At 62.4% G+C, this 19,517-nt stretch carries 21 protein-coding genes; 16 read left to right on the plus strand and 5 right to left on the minus strand.

Features of this window, described 5'->3' with window-relative positions; genetic code table 11:
- Window positions 1–60: 60 nt before the first annotated feature.
- The 3 genes from Q2K57_RS13960 to Q2K57_RS13970 all read right to left on the minus strand — a co-directional run bounded on the left by Q2K57_RS13960 (window position 61) and on the right by Q2K57_RS13970 (window position 2,690).
- The gene (locus Q2K57_RS13960; RefSeq protein WP_112053109.1) at window positions 61–882 is read right to left on the minus strand and encodes a MetQ/NlpA family ABC transporter substrate-binding protein; all 822 of its coding nucleotides are present in this window, start codon (window positions 880–882) and stop codon (window positions 61–63) included.
- A gap of 130 nt (window positions 883–1,012) precedes the next feature.
- Window positions 1,013–1,666 carry a methionine ABC transporter permease gene (locus tag Q2K57_RS13965; protein ID WP_112053108.1) on the minus strand — a complete coding sequence of 218 codons (654 nt, stop codon included), beginning with the start codon at window positions 1,664–1,666 and terminating at the stop codon, window positions 1,013–1,015.
- Entirely contained in the window at window positions 1,647–2,690 is a 1,044-nt protein-coding gene (locus Q2K57_RS13970) for a methionine ABC transporter ATP-binding protein (RefSeq protein ID WP_304525437.1), read from the minus strand. Before Q2K57_RS13970 ends, Q2K57_RS13965 begins: the two co-directional genes overlap by 20 nt.
- 586 nt (window positions 2,691–3,276) lie before the next feature.
- Here Q2K57_RS13970 and Q2K57_RS13975 point away from each other — a divergent pair.
- The 7 genes from Q2K57_RS13975 to Q2K57_RS14005 all read left to right on the plus strand — a co-directional run bounded on the left by Q2K57_RS13975 (window position 3,277) and on the right by Q2K57_RS14005 (window position 9,412).
- The gene (locus Q2K57_RS13975; RefSeq protein WP_304525438.1) at window positions 3,277–3,903 is read left to right on the plus strand and encodes a riboflavin synthase subunit alpha; all 627 of its coding nucleotides are present in this window, start codon (window positions 3,277–3,279) and stop codon (window positions 3,901–3,903) included.
- Window positions 3,904–4,195: 292 nt separating this feature from the next.
- Entirely contained in the window at window positions 4,196–5,500 is a 1,305-nt protein-coding gene (locus Q2K57_RS13980) for an NCS2 family permease (protein WP_112053567.1), read from the plus strand.
- A 19-nt stretch (window positions 5,501–5,519) separates the two neighbouring features.
- Window positions 5,520–6,065, plus strand: coding sequence for an adenine phosphoribosyltransferase (locus Q2K57_RS13985; protein WP_304525439.1), 546 nt, complete (start codon window positions 5,520–5,522; stop codon window positions 6,063–6,065).
- A gap of 34 nt (window positions 6,066–6,099) precedes the next feature.
- On the plus strand, window positions 6,100–6,603 hold the full coding sequence (gpt, locus tag Q2K57_RS13990; protein ID WP_112053104.1) for a xanthine phosphoribosyltransferase: 504 nt from the start codon (window positions 6,100–6,102) through the stop codon (window positions 6,601–6,603).
- Between the two features lie 7 nt (window positions 6,604–6,610).
- Window positions 6,611–7,312 carry a uracil-DNA glycosylase gene (ung, locus tag Q2K57_RS13995; protein WP_304525440.1) on the plus strand — a complete coding sequence of 234 codons (702 nt, stop codon included), beginning with the start codon at window positions 6,611–6,613 and terminating at the stop codon, window positions 7,310–7,312.
- A gap of 103 nt (window positions 7,313–7,415) precedes the next feature.
- Window positions 7,416–8,045, plus strand: a complete 630-nt coding sequence (gene upp / locus Q2K57_RS14000; RefSeq protein ID WP_112053102.1) for a uracil phosphoribosyltransferase — start codon at window positions 7,416–7,418, stop codon at window positions 8,043–8,045.
- 125 nt (window positions 8,046–8,170) lie between these two features.
- Window positions 8,171–9,412 (plus strand): uracil-xanthine permease family protein, encoded by a 1,242-nt coding sequence (locus Q2K57_RS14005; RefSeq protein WP_304525441.1) that lies wholly within the window; start codon window positions 8,171–8,173, stop codon window positions 9,410–9,412.
- A 27-nt stretch (window positions 9,413–9,439) separates the two neighbouring features.
- On the opposite strand, the gene Q2K57_RS14010 is transcribed toward Q2K57_RS14005, so the two are convergent.
- Window positions 9,440–10,021 (minus strand): cupin domain-containing protein, encoded by a 582-nt coding sequence (locus tag Q2K57_RS14010; protein ID WP_112053100.1) that lies wholly within the window; start codon window positions 10,019–10,021, stop codon window positions 9,440–9,442.
- Between the two features lie 188 nt (window positions 10,022–10,209).
- Here Q2K57_RS14010 and mobA point away from each other — a divergent pair, with 188 nt between their 5' ends.
- The 7 genes from mobA to Q2K57_RS14045 all read left to right on the plus strand — a co-directional run bounded on the left by mobA (window position 10,210) and on the right by Q2K57_RS14045 (window position 15,623).
- Window positions 10,210–10,806, plus strand: a complete 597-nt coding sequence (gene mobA, locus Q2K57_RS14015; protein WP_304525442.1) for a molybdenum cofactor guanylyltransferase MobA — start codon at window positions 10,210–10,212, stop codon at window positions 10,804–10,806.
- 144 nt (window positions 10,807–10,950) lie between these two features.
- Complete coding sequence (gene mobB, locus Q2K57_RS14020) at window positions 10,951–11,559, plus strand: molybdopterin-guanine dinucleotide biosynthesis protein B (protein ID WP_304525443.1); 609 nt, start codon at window positions 10,951–10,953, stop codon at window positions 11,557–11,559.
- Entirely contained in the window at window positions 11,556–12,875 is a 1,320-nt protein-coding gene (glp, locus tag Q2K57_RS14025) for a gephyrin-like molybdotransferase Glp (RefSeq protein ID WP_304525444.1), read from the plus strand. The genes mobB and glp overlap by 4 nt, the downstream gene beginning before the upstream one ends.
- A 51-nt stretch (window positions 12,876–12,926) precedes the next feature.
- Entirely contained in the window at window positions 12,927–13,724 is a 798-nt protein-coding gene (gene moaC / locus Q2K57_RS14030) for a cyclic pyranopterin monophosphate synthase MoaC (RefSeq protein ID WP_112053096.1), read from the plus strand.
- A 2-nt stretch (window positions 13,725–13,726) separates the two neighbouring features.
- Window positions 13,727–14,188, plus strand: a complete 462-nt coding sequence (moaE, locus tag Q2K57_RS14035; RefSeq protein WP_112053095.1) for a molybdopterin synthase catalytic subunit MoaE — start codon at window positions 13,727–13,729, stop codon at window positions 14,186–14,188.
- Complete coding sequence (moaA, locus tag Q2K57_RS14040) at window positions 14,176–15,165, plus strand: GTP 3',8-cyclase MoaA (RefSeq protein ID WP_304525445.1); 990 nt, start codon at window positions 14,176–14,178, stop codon at window positions 15,163–15,165. Before moaE ends, moaA begins: the two co-directional genes overlap by 13 nt.
- Window positions 15,166–15,332: 167 nt before the next feature.
- Entirely contained in the window at window positions 15,333–15,623 is a 291-nt protein-coding gene (locus Q2K57_RS14045) for an H-NS family nucleoid-associated regulatory protein (RefSeq protein WP_112053093.1), read from the plus strand.
- 188 nt (window positions 15,624–15,811) lie between these two features.
- Here the strand turns inward: Q2K57_RS14045 and Q2K57_RS14050 are convergent, their stop codons facing one another.
- Window positions 15,812–17,419, minus strand: a complete 1,608-nt coding sequence (locus Q2K57_RS14050; RefSeq protein WP_304526710.1) for a ribonuclease J — start codon at window positions 17,417–17,419, stop codon at window positions 15,812–15,814.
- Between the two features lie 267 nt (window positions 17,420–17,686).
- Here Q2K57_RS14050 and purU point away from each other — a divergent pair, with 267 nt between their 5' ends.
- Both purU and Q2K57_RS14060 read left to right on the plus strand, forming a co-directional pair.
- A complete protein-coding gene (purU, locus tag Q2K57_RS14055; RefSeq protein WP_112053091.1) occupies window positions 17,687–18,541 on the plus strand; it encodes a formyltetrahydrofolate deformylase in 855 nt (284 codons plus the stop codon).
- 365 nt (window positions 18,542–18,906) lie between these two features.
- On the plus strand, window positions 18,907–19,491 hold the full coding sequence (locus Q2K57_RS14060) for a TMEM165/GDT1 family protein (RefSeq protein WP_112053090.1): 585 nt from the start codon (window positions 18,907–18,909) through the stop codon (window positions 19,489–19,491).
- Window positions 19,492–19,517 lie beyond the last annotated feature (26 nt).

Raw genomic sequence — 19,517 nt, forward strand, 5'->3', positions numbered from 1 at the left:
AAACGCCAGCGCACGTGGCGCTGGCGTTTTGCGTATAGCGGTCGGAACGGGGCCTCGCGATTACTTCCAGCCGGGAACCGCTGCACCCTTGAACAGCTCTTCGGCCTTGGCGATCACGGCGTCGCTCTGATAGGCGTCGACCAGCTGCTGGATCGCTTCGCGGTCTTCATCACCGCCACGCACCACGATCAGGTTGACGTAGGGAGACTCGGGGCCTTCCTTGATCAGGGCGTCGTCCAGGCTCAGGCCGGCCGGCTGGGCGAAGGTGTTGTTGATGAAAGCCAGGTCGACGTCGGGCAGCACGCGCGGCAGCTGGGCAGCCTCGATCTCACGGAACTCGAAGTCGTTCGGGTTATCGATGATATCGATCGGCGTGGCTTCCAGGTTCTGCGGGTCGTCGAGCTCAATCAAACCCTGGTTGTGCATCAGGATCAGTGAACGGCCTTCGTTGGACGGGTCGTTGGGCAGGGCGATGACAGCGCCTTCCGGCAGATCTTCGATGCGCTCGAACTTTTCCGAGTAAGCACCGATCGGGTAAACGAACGTGCGCCCGGCAATGGCGAAGTCATAGCCGCGGTCCTCGACCATGCTCTGCATGTACGGCTCGTGCTGGAAGGCGTTGGCATCCAGGCTGCCGTCGGCCAGCGCGGCATTGGGCGAGACATAGTCGGTGAACTCGACGATCTCGGCGTCCAGGTCGTACTTCTCCTTGGCGATGCCGAGGGCCACCTGCATGACTTCGGTCTCGGGGCCGGCAACGGTGCCGATCTTGAGCGTCTGGTCTTCGTCACTGCCGCAGCCGGCAAGCAGGCTGGTACCGACGAGGGCAGCGGCCCCCAGCAGGCGGGTGGGGCGAAGCAGGTTTGCCAGGGTGTTGGTCATCGTGATGCTCTCCCTTGGGGCTAAAAAGCCGCGAATGATCTCTCGCCGGGTGGGCGAGTTTTTAATGGCAAGCCGGACGGTTGGCGTCCAGCGCTCTCGGGCGACCTGCCATCCCGGCAGGTCGCGATCGTTACTTGTGGTCGGCCTTGCGTACCAGGTGGTCGCCGAGGCTCTGAAAGCCCTGCACCATGATCACCAGAATGGCCACGGTAATCAGCATGACGACCGGGTCGAAGCGGTTGTAGCCGTAGCGTATGCCCAGGTCACCCAGCCCGCCACCGCCGACCGCGCCGGCCATGGCCGAATAGCTGATCAGCGTCACCACGGTGATGGTCATGCCGTTGATGATGCCGCCCTTGGCCTCGGGCAGCAGCACCTTGGTGATGATCTGGTAGGGCGTGGCGCCCATCGATTGGGCGGCCTCGACCAGCCCCGGCGGCACTTCGTTCAGTGCACCTTCCACCAGGCGGGCGACGAAGGGGATCGCGGCGATGGTCAGCGGCACGATAGCGGCGTTGGTACCGATCGAGCTGCCGGCGATCAGCCGCGTGAAAGGAATGATCGCCACCATCAGGATGATGAAGGGAATCGAGCGGCCGACGTTGGTGACGATGGCCAGCACCTTCTGGGTCACCGGGTTGGCGAGGATCTGCCCTGGGCGGGTGACGTAGAGCAGCACGCCCAGTGGGATCCCGGCCGCCGCCGCGATCAGCCCGGCGATGCCGACCATGTACAGGGTGTCGAGGGTGGCCTCGAGAATCAGTTCAAGCATCGCGTTGGACATGACCAAGCACCTCCACTTTCAGGTCGTGGGCTTCCAGATATTTGAGAGCCGCGCGGGTGTCGTGGGAATTGCCGATCAGTTCGGCGATCATCAGCCCCAGGGTGCGGCCCTGAATCGATTCGACCTTGGCCTGCAGGATGCTGACATCCACGCCGCATTCCCGGGCCAGGCGTGATACCAGCGGGGTGGCCACGGCGTCACCGCTGAAGGCCAGACGTACCACCGGGTGGCTGCTCACGCTGGGCTCTGCCTCAAGCCGCTCGACCAGTGCCCGGGGCGGTTCAAGTTCCAGGAAGTCGTTGAGGAACTCGCGGCCCAGTTGGGTCCGTGGCGCGGTGAAGAAGTCGCCGACGTCAGCCTCTTCGACCAGCTCGCCGTCGGAAATCAGGCCGACCCGATGGCAGATGGTCTTGACCACTTCCATCTCGTGGGTGATCAGCAGAATGGTCAGCCCCAGCTGTTGGTTGATGTCCTTGAGCAGCTCGAGGATAGAACCCGTGGTTTGGGGGTCCAGCGCCGAGGTGGCCTCGTCGCACAGCAGTACCTTGGGTCGGCTGGAAAGCGCTCGGGCGATGGCCACGCGCTGCTTCTGGCCGCCGGAGAGCTCGGACGGGAACTTGTCGGCCTTGTCGGCAAGGCCGGTCAGGTCGAGCAGCGGTAGCACCCGCTCCTGGATGGCATCCTTGCTCATGCCCACCAGTTCCAGCGGCAAGGCGATGTTGTCATAGACGCTGCGCGAGGCCAGCAGGTTGAAGTGCTGGAAGATCATGCCGATCTGATGGCGTGCCTGATTGAGGCCCGGGCCACTCAGCCGGGTGAGTTCCTCGCCATCCACCTGGACGCTGCCGGTAGTGGGGCGTTCGAGCAGGTTGACGCAGCGAATCAGCGTCGACTTGCCGGCGCCGGACAGGCCGATGACGCCGTGGATGCTGCCTTTAGGGACATGCAGGTCGACGTGCTTCAAGGCCTGAATGGCATGAGCACCGCTGCCGTATGTCTTGGAGACGTTTTCGAGTCTGATCATGGGTCCGTCGAGTCGCTGGCCGATCGAAGTGGCTGCGGCACCGCAAGGCAGAGAAGGGCAGTCCAGAGGGCAAAAAAAAAGGCCACCCTGACGGGTGGCCATCAACGCTGGACACACCCTTTTAGCTGCACTTCCCGCTTGGCTCGACGAATCGAGCCAGACGAGGGCGCCCGCAAGCCGGGTACAAATCGGCGCCTAAAAAAAGTGGGGTGAATCTTATGGTGCCCACCGTGGGGTGTCAACGATCCTGGTACAAGTTTCGGCTTATAGCGCCAATAACCAGTGCATATCGCTGTTATCAAGGCGATGGGTGTCAGATGTATATCAAAAGACCTGCTGTGCGCCGTGTGCGTCTTGAGTTAGGTATTACGTGAGCTATGCAAGGCACCTTTAACTGCAAGCTGTCACAAAGCGCTGTCACAAAGCCCTTTGCTGAGTCCGTAACCGAGCCCTTAACTCAGCCCTTAGCTGAGCTCTTAACTGAGCCCTCTCGACAAGGCCCTGCTGGATGGCCTGTCAGGCTGGTAGACTCGACGGTTTGGCGGGCGCTGAGTCGCCCGAATGATGTCGCACGCAGAGGATCGCCATGTTTACCGGTATTGTTCAAGGCACCGCCACCCTGGTGTCAGTGACCGACAAAGAAGACTTCCGGACCTTCGAAATGGCCCTGCCGCCTGAGCTATGCGAGGGCCTGGTGACCGGCGCCTCGGTGGCGCATAACGGAGCCTGCCTGACGGTGACGGCCATCGAGGGCAGTCATGTATGGGTAGACTTGATGCGCGAGACGCTACGACTGACCAACCTTGGTGCAGTGGAGGTGGGTGATCGCATCAATATAGAGCGTGCGGCGCGCTTCGGTGACGAGATCGGCGGTCATGCCATGTCGGGCCATGTGGTCTGCATGGCACAACTGGTTGAGTTGGAGGAAGCGCCCAACAATCGTCGCCTGTGGTTTGAGGTACCAGCTGCCTATGGCCGCTTCCTGTTCGACAAGGGCTACGTCGGCGTCGACGGCATCAGCCTGACCATTGGCGAAGTGCGTCCCGGTGACGTGACGGCAGCGCCCCGCTTCTGTGTGAACTTGATCCCCGAGACCCTGGCAAGGACCACGCTTGGAGACCGCAAGCCCGGCGATTACGTCAATATCGAGATTGATCCGCAGACCCAGGCGATCGTCGAGACCGTCGAGCGGGTGCTGGCCAGTCGCGGCTGATGGGTAGCGCGGTTGAGGTGGTCTGTGGCTGAGTTGACCATTCCGTCAACTTTGCGTTGGCCACCATGCGTGTCTCTGGCCCGGCGATTGCTTATAAATAGCTTAGCGAATGCCATGACAGCGTAGGATGTCTGTCATGGCGGACAGCAGCGGCCGGTGATCCCATGAGGCTCGCCGGCCGTGTCGTATCAGGATGCCGCCTATCGCATCGGCCTTGGTCGATGGGGTAAGATATGCGGCTTTTCTCGCACCCGGACCATCAGGGTCCACGCGCCAGGGTAGGGTAATGCCGATGTTGAAACGACTGCTCGACAACCACTTCAAGCTCAGCGAACACGGCACCAACGTTCGCACCGAGATCATCGCCGGGGTCACGACCTTCCTGACCATGGCCTACATCATCTTCGTCAACCCGAGCATCCTGTCGGAAGCTGGGGTCGATTACGGCGCAGTGTTTGTGGCCACCTGTGTGGCCGCCGCCATCGGCTGTCTGATCATGGGGCTGTGGGCCAACTATCCAATCGCCATGGCGCCCGGCATGGGCCTCAACGCCTTCTTCACCTATGGGGTGGTGCTGGGCATGGGCTACTCCTGGGAGACCGCGCTGGGCGCTGTCTTCCTCTCGGGCCTGACCTTTTTCCTGCTCAGCGTCTTTCGCATCCGCGAGTGGATCATCAACTCGATCCCCATGACCCTGCGCCTGGGGATCGCGGCAGGTATCGGGCTGTTCCTGGCGATGATCGCGCTGAAAAACGCCGGTATCGTGGTCGACAACCCGGCGACCCTGGTATCCCTCGGTGATCTGACCCAGCCCTCGGCGCTGTATGCCCTGGGGGGCTTCTTCGTGATCACCGCGCTGTCCTACCTGCGGGTCACCGGTGCGGTGATGATTGGCATCCTGGGCGTTACCGTGCTCTCGATGCTGCTGGGCCACAACGATTACAACGGCGTGATGTCGATGCCGCCGTCCGTGGCGCCAACCTTCATGGCCATGGATGTCGCCGGTGCCTTCAACGTGGCGATGTTCAGCGTGATCTTTGCCTTTCTGTTCGTTGACCTGTTCGATACCTCCGGCACCCTGATCGGCGTTGCCCACCGCGGCGGGCTGCTCGACAAGGACGGCAAGCTGCCGCGCCTGGGGCGTGCCATGATGGCCGATTCCACCGCCTCGATGGCGGGTGCTGCACTGGGTACCTCGACCACCACCAGCTACATCGAGAGCGCTTCGGGTATCGCCGCCGGCGGTCGCACCGGCCTCACTGCCGTGGTGGTTGGTGCGCTGTTCCTGATCAGCCTATTCTTCTCACCGCTGGCCGGCTCGATTCCCGCCTACGCCACGGCCGGGGCGCTGCTCTATGTGGCCTCGCTGATGGCGGGTAGCCTGGCGCATGCCGACTGGGATGACGCCACCGAGGCCGCCCCGGTGCTGATCGCCGCGCTGGCCATGCCCCTGACCTTCTCGATTGCCGAGGGTATCGCGCTTGGGTTCATCAGCTACGCTGCCATCAAGACCCTGTCAGGCCGCTTCAGCGACCTGAACCCGGCGGTGATCGTGCTGGCGATTGTCTTCGTCCTGAAATTCTTCTTCCTCGACTGACCACTGGATTCGACCATCGATGAGCATCTACGGCGACTACATCAAATCCGTGATTCGCACCGTCCCCGACTGGCCGCAGCCGGGGGTCAACTTCCGTGATATCACGCCGCTTTTGCAGAACAGCGCAGCCTTTCGCAAGCTGATCGACAGCTTCGTGCACCGCTACCAGGAAATGGATCTGGACGCGGTGGCAGCCATCGACGCCCGCGGCTTCATCATCGGCGCACCGCTGGCCTATGAGCTCGGCTGCAGCTTCGTGCCGGTGCGCAAGAAGGGCAAATTGCCGTTTCGCACCATCAGCGAGACCTACACCCTCGAGTACGGCCAGTCTGAGGTCGAGCTGCACGCCGATGCCTTCCATCATGGCGATCGCATCCTGCTCGTCGATGACCTGATCGCCACTGGCGGTACCATGTGTGCTGCAGCCAAGCTGATCACCCGCTCCGGCGGTCATGTGGTCGAGACCGCGACCATCATCGACCTGCCGGAGCTCGCCGGTTCCGACAAGATCCGCGAGGCCGGTTTTGGCGTCTTCGCTGTCTGCTCCTTCACCGAGGACGAGTAAGTCTCGTCCCCCGTTACGTTTTTGGTAATTCGTCATGAGCGCCAACCGCTATCAGCAACACTTCATCGTTTCCTGGGACCAGCTGCATCGTGATGTTCGCGAGCTTTGCCATCAGCTGGTCGAGCGTGACTTCAAGGGGATTATCGCCATCACTCGCGGCGGCCTGATTCCGGCTGCCCTGATCGCCCGCGAGCTCAACCTGCGCCTGATCGATACCGTGTGCATCAAGAGCTACGACCACATGGACCAGGGCGGTCTCGATGTCATGAAAGGCGTCGATCACGACGGTGACGGCTGGCTGTTGGTGGATGACCTGGTCGATACCGGCAAGACGGCCCGCAAGGTGCGCGAAATGCTGCCCAAGGCGCATTTCGCTACCGTCTACGCCAAGCCGGAAGGGCGGCCGCTGGTCGATCAGTTCCTGACCGAAGTGGGGCAGGACTGCTGGATTCAGTTCCCCTGGGATATGGGCGTTGCCTACGTCGAGCCGCTGGCGGATCGCGTGCGCGGCGAGGCCTCCGGCGAGAGCGGTGCCTGAGGTCGAGATGTCGGAAAGTACCTCTGCACAACATCCATTGCCGGAAAGCTGGGATCGTCATCTGGGGGCGGAATTTGGCGCCCCCTACATGCAGGCGCTGCGTGACGCCCTGGCCAAGGACAAGCGCGAGCGGCGGATCATCTATCCGCACTCCGCGGACTGGTTTCGTGCCTTCCAGCTGACGCCGCTCGACCAGGTCAAGGTCGTGATCCTCGGTCAGGACCCCTATCACGGCCCGGATCAGGCTCATGGGCTGTGCTTCTCGGTGCAGCCGGGAGTGAAGGTGCCGCCGTCGCTCAAGAACATCTACAAGGAGCTGGCCGGCGATCTAGGCTGCACCCCGGTCGATCACGGCCATCTCGAGTACTGGGCGCGCCAGGGCGTGCTGTTGCTCAATACCGTGCTGACCGTCGAAGCGGGGCAGGCAGCGTCACACCGTGGGCGCGGGTGGGAAAACTTCACCGACAGGGCGATTGCCACCGTCAATGAACACTGCGCGCCCTGTGTCTTCCTGCTGTGGGGTAGCCATGCCCGTCAGAAGAAGGCGCTGATCGATACCGGGCGCCATCTGGTGCTTGAATCGCCGCACCCGTCGCCGCTTTCGGCGCATCGTGGCTTCTTCGGCAATCACCACTTTTCCCAGGGCAATGCCTTCCTCGCCGAGCACGGCCGTGACCCCATCGACTGGCAGCTGCCCACTCAGCCTTAACCTCGTCGACCGATACGGGTAGAATGTCGCGCAATTTGTGCATGATCTTCATGCGACAAAGCCGTCATTCGTCCCATCCCGTCGCCCGAAGAGGTCCGCCGCCATGAGCGTTCACGCCATCAACCATCCCCTGGTCAAGCACAAGCTCGGCCTGATGCGTGCCAATGACATCAGCACCAAGAGCTTCCGTGAGCTGGCCGGAGAAGTGGCCAAGCTGCTGACCTACGAAGCCACTCAGGACCTGGAACTCGAACCGACCACCATCGAGGGCTGGAGCGAAGAGCCGATCCAGATCGAGCAGATCAAAGGCAAGAAAGTCACCATCGTGCCGATCCTGCGTGCGGGTCTCGGCATGCTCGATGGCGTCACTGACCTGATTCCCAGCGCCCGCATCAGCGTGGTGGGGCTCTATCGTGATGAAGAGACCCTCGAGCCGGTGCCGTACTTCGCCAAGTTCGCCAACGATATCGAAGAGCGTCAGGCCATCGTCATCGATCCGATGCTGGCCACTGGCGGCACCATGGTGGCGACCCTGGACATGCTCCGTGAGCGTGGTTGCCAGCAGATGAAGGTCATCGTGCTGGTCGCGGCCCCGGAAGGGATCAAGCGTGTCCAGGAGTCTTACCCGGACATCGAGATCTACACCGCGGCGGTTGACGATCGCCTCGACGAGAACGGCTATATCGTGCCGGGCCTCGGCGATGCCGGTGACAAGATCTTCGGGACCCGCTGAGTCGTGACCTGATAGGCCAAAACGCCCCTGACGTGATCACGCAGGGGCGTTTTGCTGTGCGCTGATGTTTCCTGAGTCCTGATGGCAGGGCCAGATTGCTTTGTTTCTCACCTTGGAGACCTGATATGACCGATACGGTGGCCGGCCGCCAGTCCACACAATCCTTGCCGCGCATTCTGCTTACCGGGGTGCAGATGCTGTTCGTCGCCTTCGGTGCACTGGTGCTGGTGCCGCTGCTGACGGGACTTGACCCTAACGTGGCGCTGTTCACGGCGGGGGTGGGTACGCTGGTGTTCCACAGCGTTACCCGCCAGAGCGTGCCGGTGTTTCTGGCCTCGTCGTTTGCCTTCATCGCGCCCATCCAGGGCTCGGTCCAGAACTTCGGCATTCCCGCGACCATGGGTGGCCTGATGGCGGCGGGTCTGGTCTATGTGGTGATTTCCCAGTTCGTGCGGATCAAGGGCACCGCCTGGCTGCATCACCTGCTGCCGGCGGTCGTGGTGGGGCCAGTGATCATGGTCATCGGCCTGGCGCTGGCCCCGGTGGCAGTGGACATGGCGACGGGCGAGACCAGCGACGCCATCGGCTATGGCCAGGCGCTGGTGCTGTCGATGTCGAGCCTTTTGGTGACGCTGGTGCTGGCGGTCTTCGGTCGCGGCCTGATTCGCCTGGTGCCGATCATGGGTGGCATCGTCACCGGCTATGCACTGGCGCTGCTGATGGGGGTGGTCGACTTCACGCCGGTCAATGAGTCGGCCTGGCTGGCGCTGCCGTCCTTCACGGCCCCGACCTTTCATTGGGCCGCGATCCTGTTCATGATCCCGGTGGCCATCGCGCCGGCGGTGGAGCATATCGGCGACATGGTCGCCATTGGTTCGGTGACCAAGAAGAACTACCTCGAGAAGCCCGGCCTGCATCGCACCCTGCTGGGCGATGGCCTGGCCACCAGCGTGGCGGCGCTGTTTGGCGGCCCGCCCAATACCACCTATTCCGAAGTGACCGGTGCAGTGACACTGACCCGTGCCTTCGATCCGCGGATCATGATGATCGCCGCCGTGACCGCCATCGTGCTGGCTTTCCTCGGCAAACTCGGCGCGCTGCTGCAAACCATCCCTGCCCCGGTGATGGGCGGCATCATGACGCTACTGTTCGGTTCGATCGCGGTGGTGGGCATGAACACTCTGGTGCGCGCCGGCCATTCGCTGACCGCACCGCGCAACCTGGTGGTGGTGTCGCTGATTCTGGTCTTCGGTATCGGTGGCATGCAGGTGGGCGGCGGCCAGTTCACCCTGCAGGGCGTGAGCCTGGCGGCGCTGGTGGGCATCGTGCTCAACGCCGTGTTGCCGCCGGCCAAAGAAGGTGAGTAGGGCGATTGAACCGTTAAAGCGAATGTCTCAGGCGTGATGCTGTTCATTCCCGCCGTCTGAGAAGGACGGCGGGGTATTGGCGCTGACGATCACACATTCGCTGTCGCTTGCATTGCGAAAGCGGTGGGGCAGGCGTGAATCGAAGTAGTAGGCATCGCCTGCCTTCAAATGCTGCACCTCGTCGGCGACCTGCAGTTCGATAGTGCCGGCGATCACCACCCCGCCTTCTTCCCCCTCGTGCTCCAGCATTTCCTGGCCAGTATCCGCCCCGGGCGGGTAGTGCTCGTGGATGATCGACATGCTGCGGTTGGGCCTGCGCGCGCCCACCAGTTTCCATGACAGAGTGCCGTCGCCGATCTCGGTAAGTTCGCTGGAGCGATAGAAGACCTGCTCCTGAGATTCGCTATCACCGGCGAAGAACTCGCTGATTGAGACCGGCATGGCATCGAGAATCTTCTTCAGCGAGCTGACCGAAGGGCTGACACTGTTCTGCTCGATCAGCGAAATGGTGCTGTTGGTGACTCCGGCCCGTTTGGCCAGTTCGCGCTGTGATAGCTCACGCGACAAGCGCAATTGCTTGAGGCGATTGCCGACGTCGAATCCACTCATGGGCGGCCCTTGTTGAACATCTTTTACAGCATGATACCCACTCATGAGCGGGAACTTAAGGGCATGACGGTCTCTAATCTAAGACCATGGTGGTCAACTTGCGTCATAAGGGTTCGTGACGGGGCGCTTTGCGTTAGGCTGGCACCAGCGATAATCCTTGTGAATCAGGGACCAAACGAGGGCTTGAGATGACGCATGATGAAGTGACAGGCCTGATTTTGGCCGGCGGCCAGGGGCGGCGCATGGGCGGTCGCGACAAGGGGCTGGAACCCTTTGGGTCCGCGCGCCTGATCGAACATGCCAGGCGCTGTCTCGATGGCCGCGTGGCCGAGGTGCTGATCAATGCCAACCGGCATCTCGATGAATACCGGGCGCTGGGCAGCCGGGTGGTCTGCGATCGAGAAGGCGGCTACCAGGGGCCCCTGATGGGCATCTGGAGCGGCCTCGAGGCAGCCGAAACACCCTGGGTAGTGGTCGTGCCCTGCGACAGCCCGGCGCTGCCTGATGACCTGGTTGAGCGCCTGATTGCCGCGATCGGCGAGGCGGATATTGCCGTTGCCCATGACGGTGAGCGGGATCATCCGGTGGTGGCTTTGATTCGCCGAGACCTGGCCGAGGATCTTGGCGACGCCCTGCGCGAGGGCGAACGCAAGATCGATCGTTGGTACGCTCGCCATACCTGGACGCGGGCGGATTTCAGCGACTGCCCAGCCGCTTTCGCCAACCTCAATACCGAAGACGACAAGGCCCGGCTGGCACAGCAGCTGCGAGCCGGTGAAGCCTGAGGAGGCAAACACGTGCCGCATGACAAGGTGCCCCATGACCCGGCGTCCCAGGAGCGGTCGTTCCGAAAACAGTCGTCCCAAGAACAGTCGTCACTAGAATGTTCGTCATATGGAAGGTCGTCACAACAAGGGGTGTCGCAGGAAATGAACGAGCAGGCCGAACATCGACTGCCGCTGGCCGATGAGCCCTTGCCGCTGCTGTGTATTGCGGCCTTCAGTGGCACAGGCAAGACGACCCTGTTGGAGGCGCTGCTGCCAAGGCTTGCCGAACGGGGCATTCGCGCGGCGGTAATCAAGCATGCGCATCATCAGTTCGATATCGATCAGCCGGGCAAGGACAGCCATCGTCTGCGCGAGGCGGGCGCCGCGCCGATGCTGATTGCCTCACGCTCTCGCACCGCGCTGATGATCAATACCCCGGGGCAGGATGAGCCCGACCTGGCGGCGTTGATCGAGCAGGTGCGGCCGCTGGCCCCGGACCTGGTGCTGATCGAAGGCTTCAAGGCCTGGCCGCTGCCCAAGCTGGAGCTTCACCGCCCGTCGCTTGGCAAATCGCTGCGTGCCGTCGAGGATCCCTGGGTGATGGCAGTGGCCAGCAGTACGCCGCTGACCCTGCCGGCGGGCGTGGAGTCGCTGTCTCTGGATGACCTGGCGGCGCTCACCGACTGGGTGGCGGCCTGGCCCGGGCGCTGGCCTGAGCAGCGCGGCATGCCGGCACGCCAGTTAAGCGCTTCTCAGGAGGCGTCGACATGAGCCTGTCCTGCTTTGACCTGGGTGAACGCATGCTATCGGTGGATGAAGCCCTTGAAGCGATCCTCGGCTTCGCTGCCGCCTCGTCGCCCGCGCATGAAACCCTGCCCCTGGCGGCATTGCGTGGGCGCGTGTTGAGCGAGGACATCACCTCGCCGGTCAACGTGCCCCAGAATACCAATGCGGCCATGGATGGCATCGCCCTGGCATGGCCTGTGGGCCAACAAAGCCAGAGACAAGTTCAGGAGCAAGGCCAGAAACACGCTCCGCTGGCGCTGCCCGAGTGTTGGGCGTTGGTGGGGGAGTCTCTGGCCGGCCACGGCTATCGCGACGAGGTGCCCGAGCATGCCGCGGTGAGCATCACCACCGGTGCCCCGATGCCGCCTGGCACCGACACGGTGATCATGAGCGAGCAGCTCGAAGAAGCGCCACCCGAGGCCGGGCGCGAGCGAGTGAGGGTCACACGCCCCGAGACGGTCAAGGTTGGCCAGCATGTGCGTCAGGCGGGCGAAGACGTGCCGCTTGGAGCGGTGGCCCTGACCGCCGGCACCCGGCTGGCCGCCGAGCACCTTGGGCTGCTGGCCTCGCTGGGCGTCGATCGCGCCCGAGTGTCGCGGCAGGTGAAGGTAGCGATCTTCTCGACCGGCGACGAGGTCACGGCTCCCGGCGAGCCGCTGCCCATGGATGGCATCTTCGATGCCAATCGCTTCTCGCTGCACGGTCTGCTCACGGCCCTTGGTGTCGAGGTCATCGACCTTGGCATTCTCGCCGATTCGTCGCAGGGCATGGTCAGTGCACTGCGAGATGCGGCCGCAGCGGCGGATATGGTGATCACCAGTGGTGGCGTCTCGGTCGGTCAGGCGGACTGGATCAAGCCAGCGCTTGCCGAAACCGGTGAGCTGGGTTTCTGGCGTATCGCCATGCGCCCCGGTCGGCCATTGGCCTTCGGCCGCCTGGGGAGTGAGCGCGTACCGTTCTTCGGCTTGCCGGGAAATCCGGTGGCGGTGATGGTGACCTTTCTGCAGTTCGTCCAGCCGTTGATCCGCCGCCTGCAGGGCGAGCATGCCTGGCAGCCGCTGCGGCTCATGGCGCGCGCCGAGGAATCGCTCAAGAGCCGCAGCGGGCGCGTGGACTTCCTGCGTGGTGTCTATCACGCTGATGAGAGCGGACAGCTCTGGGTGCGCAGCACCGGTCGCCAGGGATCCGGCATCCTGTCCTCGATGGTCGCCGCCAACTGCCTGATCGAGATCGCGGCGCCTTGCGCCGGCATCGAGGCCGGCGAGACGGTGACGCTACAGCCATTTATGCATCGCGGCTAAGGGTGCGATAATGTGTCGTGTCCGATTCACTTTACGAGCGGGTGACCCTGTATGAGCCTGACCCATCTTAATGCCCGCGGCGAGGCCCACATGGTGGACGTGGCCGACAAGGCCGAAAGCCGGCGAGAGGCCGTCGCCAGTGGGCGCATTCGCATGCACCCCGAGACGCTCGCGCTGTTGGCCGATGGTGAATTGCCCAAGGGCGATGTGCTGGCCACGGCGCGTATCGCCGGCATTCAGGCGGCCAAGCGCACCCATGAGCTGATTCCGCTCTGCCATGCACTCCCGCTGTCCAAGGTGGCGATCGAATTTCGCCTTGATGAGCCCACCTCCAGCGTCGAGGTCAGCGCCACCTGTCGACTCAATGGCCGAACCGGCGTTGAGATGGAAGCGCTGACGGCGGTATCGGTGGCTTGCCTGACGCTTTATGACATGTGCAAGGCCGTCGACAAGGACATGGAAATCGGCGAGATCCGCCTGGAAAGCAAGACCGGGGGCAAGTCAGGCGATTACCGCCGCCAAGCGATGTCGTCGCCCATCGTCACCGGTGCCTCGCGCCATGCCGATCCGGGGCTGGCGCTGGATACCGCGGCGCCCTGCATTCACATCAAGTGCCTTGCCGAGCTGCGCGAACGTCTCGGTGTCAGCGACATCGACCTGCCCTTCGATGCGCTGGAAAGTGCCGATATTGCCGGGCTCAAGGCGGCACTCACGGCCAAGGACGCCCGTTTTGCCGGGCTTAATGAAGGGCGCGTACTGTGTGCGGTCAACCAGGTGATGGGCGGTGATCAGACCCCGCTGACCGATGGCGATGAGGTCGCCTTTTTCCCGCCGGTAACGGGAGGTTGATGATGATCCGCGTGCAGCAGGAGGCCTTCGATGTCGGCGTCGAGCAGCAGGCCCTGTTGCAGGGGCGTAGCGACATCGGTGCGGTGGTCAGCTTTACCGGCCTGGTGCGTGACTTCAACGAACGCCCCGAAGTGACGGCCCTGACCCTCGAGCATTATGCCGGCATGACCGAAAAGGCCCTGGAAGCCATTGTTGAAGACGCCTGTGGTCGCTGGCCCCTGCAAGGGGTGCGTCTTATCCACCGCGTGGGGTGTCTGGCACCTGGCGATCCTATCGTGCTGGTGGTGGTCGCCAGTGCGCACCGTCGGGCGGCCTTCGAGGCCTGTGACTTCATCATGGATTATCTCAAAACGCGCGCTCCCTTCTGGAAGAAGGAGCACACTGCGAGCGGCAACTATTGGGTCGCAGAACGCTCGAGCGATCATCAAGATGCCGCGCGTTGGGAGGAAGCATGGAACAATTGATCGATGACTTCGGTCGCCGCGTCAGCTATGTGCGGATTTCGGTCACCGACCGCTGTGATTTTCGCTGTGTCTATTGCATGAGCGAAGAAATGACCTTCCTGCCACGTGCCCAGGTACTGACCCTGGAAGAGCTGGAAATGGTCGCACGCGCCTTCGTCGAGCTGGGTGTCGAGAAGATTCGTCTGACCGGCGGCGAGCCTCTGGTCAGGCGTGGTATTGGCCAGTTGGTCGGTGATATCGGGGCGCTGCCCGGGCTCAAGGATTTCGCCATGACCACCAATGGCGCCAGCCTCGACAAGCATGCTCAGGTGCTGCGCGAAGGGGGGCTAGAGCGGCTCAATATCAGCCTCGATTCCCTTGATCCGCAGCGCTTTCGTCAGCTCACCAGAACCGGCGAGCTGGAAAAGGTGATAGCCGGCATTCACGCCGCCAAGGCCGCGGGATTTTCGCGCATCAAGCTCAACGCCGTCATCCTCAAGGGCCGTAACGACGATGAGGTGCTGGACCTGGTGGAGTTTGCCCGCGAAGAGGGGCTCGATATCAGTTTCATCGAGGAAATGCCGCTGGGCGATGTGTCCGATCATTCCCGGGCAGAGACGTTCTGCTCGAGCGATGAAGTGCAGGCGCTCATCGAGTCGCGTTATCCGCTCATGGCTTCGGCTGAGTCGACCGCAGGGCCTTCACGGTATTTCCGCATGGCCGACAGCGAGACCCGCATAGGCTTTATCTCGCCGCACAGTCACAATTTCTGCTCCTCCTGCAACCGCGTCAGGGTCACGGTGGAAGGGCGTCTGCTGCTGTGTCTGGGTAACGAACACTCCGTCGATCTTCGCGAAGTGCTGCGTCGATATCCCGGTGATATGGAGGCACTCAAGACCCGGATCATCGAGGCGATGCCGCTCAAGCCCGAACGGCATCACTTCACCACCGACGGTGACGTTCAGGTGGTTCGCTTCATGAACATGACCGGTGGCTAAGCCTTTTCCAGCGACATGTTGAGAGCGTTATATAAAAAAACCGACCCCAGTGGGTCGGTTTTTTTGCGGGCAAATATGTGTCTATTTCTTGCCAAGTAACGGCTTGTGCATATACTTTTCTTTTCTGTAGTTAACGGTTTTTTAGCACTCGACACGTGGAGAAGCCAATGTCATCGGAAACCCTCGAGCGTATTGCCCGCAACAAGAATGTCGCGCGCGCAGCCGCGCGGCAGCTGAGCATGGAACAGCTTCACAAGCTGGCTGAAGTCATTGGCGAAGTCATCGAACACAAGCAGGAAGAAGAGCGTGAGCGTCAGCAGGAAGAGCGAATGAAGGAGCAAAAGCTCGCGGAGATTCGTGAAGCCATCAATGATGCCGGGCTTTCCGTGGATGATCTGGTGCCAGAGCAGCCCAAGCGTCGTCGTGGCCGTCCGCCGAAGGATGCCAAACAGTCCTGATCATCGGCTGTCGTGTGATGCTCCACGGAAAGGCTGATGTAAGTCCGTAAGTGAGTCGCGAAGAACCTCATGGCGCAGATGGCCAAGGCCGAGCGGCAGGCGAGGCAGGCAAGGTAAGACAAGGTTGGCTAGTTCAACCAGCCTTTGCCTATCCTCGTCTCTTAAGGTTCATGACGTGTTGGCCCTGCTCAGGATCTGCTGGCGGATGTCTCTTCGCCGGGAGGCTCAGCGGCCAGCAGTTGCAGATGCACCGCCGGAAGATGGCGCAGGCGTTCGCCCAGATAATGCATCAGGCTAGGATGCAGCTGCCGTCGAAGTTCGGCGAGATTATCCGCCGATAATTCGCCCAGTCGATCGTCCAGCCAGTCGGCGAAGGCGTCCTCATCGAGCGGCGTCGATGTGGAAACGTCGAGCAACAGGCGACCGATCCGCGTCCAGCCTTCATCCAGCGGGGTGACCGGCAGGGCCAGGAAGAGACTGCCATGACGTTCACGGCGACCGGCCTTGGGATCATCAAGATCCGGTACCGGGGTTACCGCTTCCTGGCTGATGATGCAGGGCGGCTGAGGGTGGCGCGATTCCCGGGTCAGGCCGTCACCGTCCAGGCGGATCAGATCGCCGTTGACTGGCACCAGCGGTGCTACAATACCGCGGGCTTCGGCCAGTTCCCGGTGCGCCTGCTGGTGGCGATGTTCGCCATGCACCGGCAGCAGGTGGCGCGGCTTCACCCATTCGTAGAAGGTGTTCAGCTCGTCTTGAGCCGGGTGGCCAGAAGCATGCAGCTCAGGGTACTCGCGTTCATCGAAGAGAGTGACGCCGAGCTGGCGAAGGCCGTGCTGCAAGCGCTCGATCAGTCGCTCGTTACCCGGAATCGCCTTGGCGGAAAAGATCACACTGTCTCCCGGCGCGAGCTCGAAATCCCCATGGCGACCGCGTGCAAGACGCGAGAGTGCCGCGCGTGGCTCGCCCTGGCTGCCGGTGGCGATCACCAGGACCTCCTCGGGAGGCAGGTAGCCAAGATCTCGCACCGGCACCAGGGGAGGGAAGTCGTCGAGATAGCCAAGCCCACGGGCAACACCCACCATGCGCTCCATGGAGCGGCCCATCAGGCTGACCCGACGGCCACAGCGCTGGGCGGCGAGGCCGATGGCCAGTACCCGGTCCAGGTTGCTGGCGAAACAGGACACGATCACCCGACCGCTGCAGGCAGCAATGGTGCGCTCCAGTGCCTCGGCCACGTCGCGCTCGCTGCGTGAGTGGCCGGGCAGGGGAGCATTGGTGGAATCGCCGACCACCAGGTCGACCGGTGCCAACGCCCGATAGAGGCTCTCGTCGACCGGCTTGCCGATCATCGGCGCCGGGTCTAACTTCCAGTCACCGGTATGCAATACGCGCTGTTCGGGCGTGGTGATCAGCAGCGAACAGCTCTCGGGAATGGAGTGCGTCAGCGGCAGGAAACGCAGCCCGAAGGGGCCGGTCTCCATGGCCTCGCCCGGATCAATGATATGGATGGCGTCGGTGGCCAGGCCGCGCTCGGCGAACTTGGCCCGCAGCAGGCCGGCCGCCAGCGGCGTGGCATGAATCGGGCAGCCCCACTGGGGCCATAGCCAGGCGGCGGCGCCGATATGGTCCTCATGACCATGGGTGATGATCAGGGCTTTTGGGGTAATACCGAGGGTGCCAAGCGTCGTCAGGTTGGGCACCTGTAGCGGACTATCGGGCAGATCCTGGCGGATCATCATGCCGCAGTCCACGGCGATCCAGTGTCCGTCATAGCCGTAGACATTGAGGTTCATGCCGATCTCACCACACCCGCCCAGAGGCAGGAAGTGCAGCGGAGGACGACGGCGAGGACGAATCTGGACACGAGGTCGGAACATGACGAACACGATGTAGCAAAGAGTCGCCTCATCATACGCATCTGGTAAGGCTAGCGACAACGCGAGGCGCCGCGTACAGAGTGTTTCGAGGCGGGTGAATTCGTTACACTTGAGGGTCTGGTGCCTTGCCAGCAGTCATCTTTGTGGTTTTTTTTCTTCTGGTTATCAACTGACGGTCAACCCATGTCTCATTACTATCGCTTGGTGGTCTCCTGCCCTGATCGTGTCGGCATTGTGGCGCGTGTTTCGAACTTCATCGCCGGCCAGGGCGGCTCGATCACCGAAGCCAACCAGCACTCCGACCTGACCAGCGGCCGCTTCTTCATGCGCTATGAGGTGGTGGCGGAGTCGCTGCCGCTCGACGCGGAAGGCTTTCGCGAGGCGTTTGCACCGATCGCCGACGACTTCGAGATGCAATGGAAGCTGACCGATACCCGCCGTCCCCAGCGGGTGGCCATGCTGGTGTCCAAGGAATCCCACTGCCTGGTCGATCTTCTCTATCGCTTTACCGCAGGCGAGCTGGACTGCGAGATCCCCTGCGTGATTTCCAACCACGACGATTTACGCTCGCTGGTCGAATGGCATGGCATTCCGTTCCATCACGTGCCCGTCGACCCCAGCGACAAGGCCCCGGCCTTCGCCGAGGTCGAACGCCTGGTCGAAGAGGCCCAGGCGGACACCGTAGTGCTGGCCCGCTACATGCAGATTCTGCCGCCGGCCCTGTGCGAGCGCTATGCCGGCCGGGTGATCAATATCCACCACAGCTTCCTGCCTTCCTTCGCCGGTGCGCGGCCCTATCACCAGGCCTATGAGCGTGGGGTCAAGCTGATCGGCGCGACCTGCCACTACGTGACCGAGGAACTGGACGCCGGCCCGATCATCGAGCAGGACATCCAGCGCGTCAGCCACTGTCATACCGCCAATGACCTGGTGCGCTTCGGCCGCGACGTGGAAAAAGCCGTGCTGGCCCGTGGTCTTCGCTGGCACCTGCAGGACCGCGTGCTGATCCACGGCAACAAGACCGTAGTCTTCGCCTGATCGCCGCCAGCGATAACTTGGCAAGCCTGGTATAAGTCGCTATCATCTCAACCGTTTTGGGGGAGTAGTTACTTTCCAACCGCCTTCCTGCGGCGTGTCCAGCGGCTTTCCTATAGGCCGTGTAAAAGCAGCCTGCGTAAGCTTAAAAGCCTGCGTAAGCGCTGCGACACCCGCGTAAGAAGCGACCGAGAATGGTCGATGTCAACAAATTTGGTCGCTACGACCATGGCATCGACGACCCGGGGCCTGGTATCCGATACCTGATAGCCCAAAGGTCAAACGAGACTCAGAACATGATGTGCTTCCGGGGCCGGCGGCACATCGTGTTCTGTATCGTCTAGTGGCCGGCCCGGGGGAATCATTCATTGGACGCACTCATCACTTCCGGCCTGGCCATCGGACTGGCTGAAATTGGCGACAAGACCCAACTGCTCACCTTGTTGCTGGTGGCGCGCTTTGCTCGCCCCTGGCCGATCTTCTGGGCCATCGTTGCCGCTACCCTGATCAATCACGGCGTATCTGCCTGGTTCGGCGCTACGCTGGTTGGTTTGATCGACCCTCGCCTGATGACGGCCCTGGTGGGCCTGGCATTCATCGGCATGGGCCTTTGGCTGCTCAAACCTGACGATGACGACGGCCTGGAGGCCGGCCCGCCTGGGCATGGCGTGTTCCTCACCAGTTTCGTGCTGTTCTTTCTCGCCGAGATCGGCGACAAGACCCAGATCGCCACCGTATTGCTGGCCGCCCGCTTCGAGGACGTGCTGCTGGTGACGCTGGGAACCACCCTTGGCATGCTCGCCGCCAATGTGCCGGTGCTGTGGCTTGGTGCACGGTTCTGCGAACGCCTGCCGATGCGGGCCATCCACTTGCTGGCGTGCTCGGTATTCATCCTGCTCGGGCTGTGGGTGGTGTTGGTCGAGGCCAAGGCCTGGCAATGGCTGCTGGGCTAGCCGCTATCGAAGGACCAGACCTTGTT

This window comes from Halomonas sp. I5-271120, assembly GCF_030553075.1.
Lineage (GTDB): Bacteria > Pseudomonadota > Gammaproteobacteria > Pseudomonadales > Halomonadaceae > Onishia > Onishia taeanensis_A.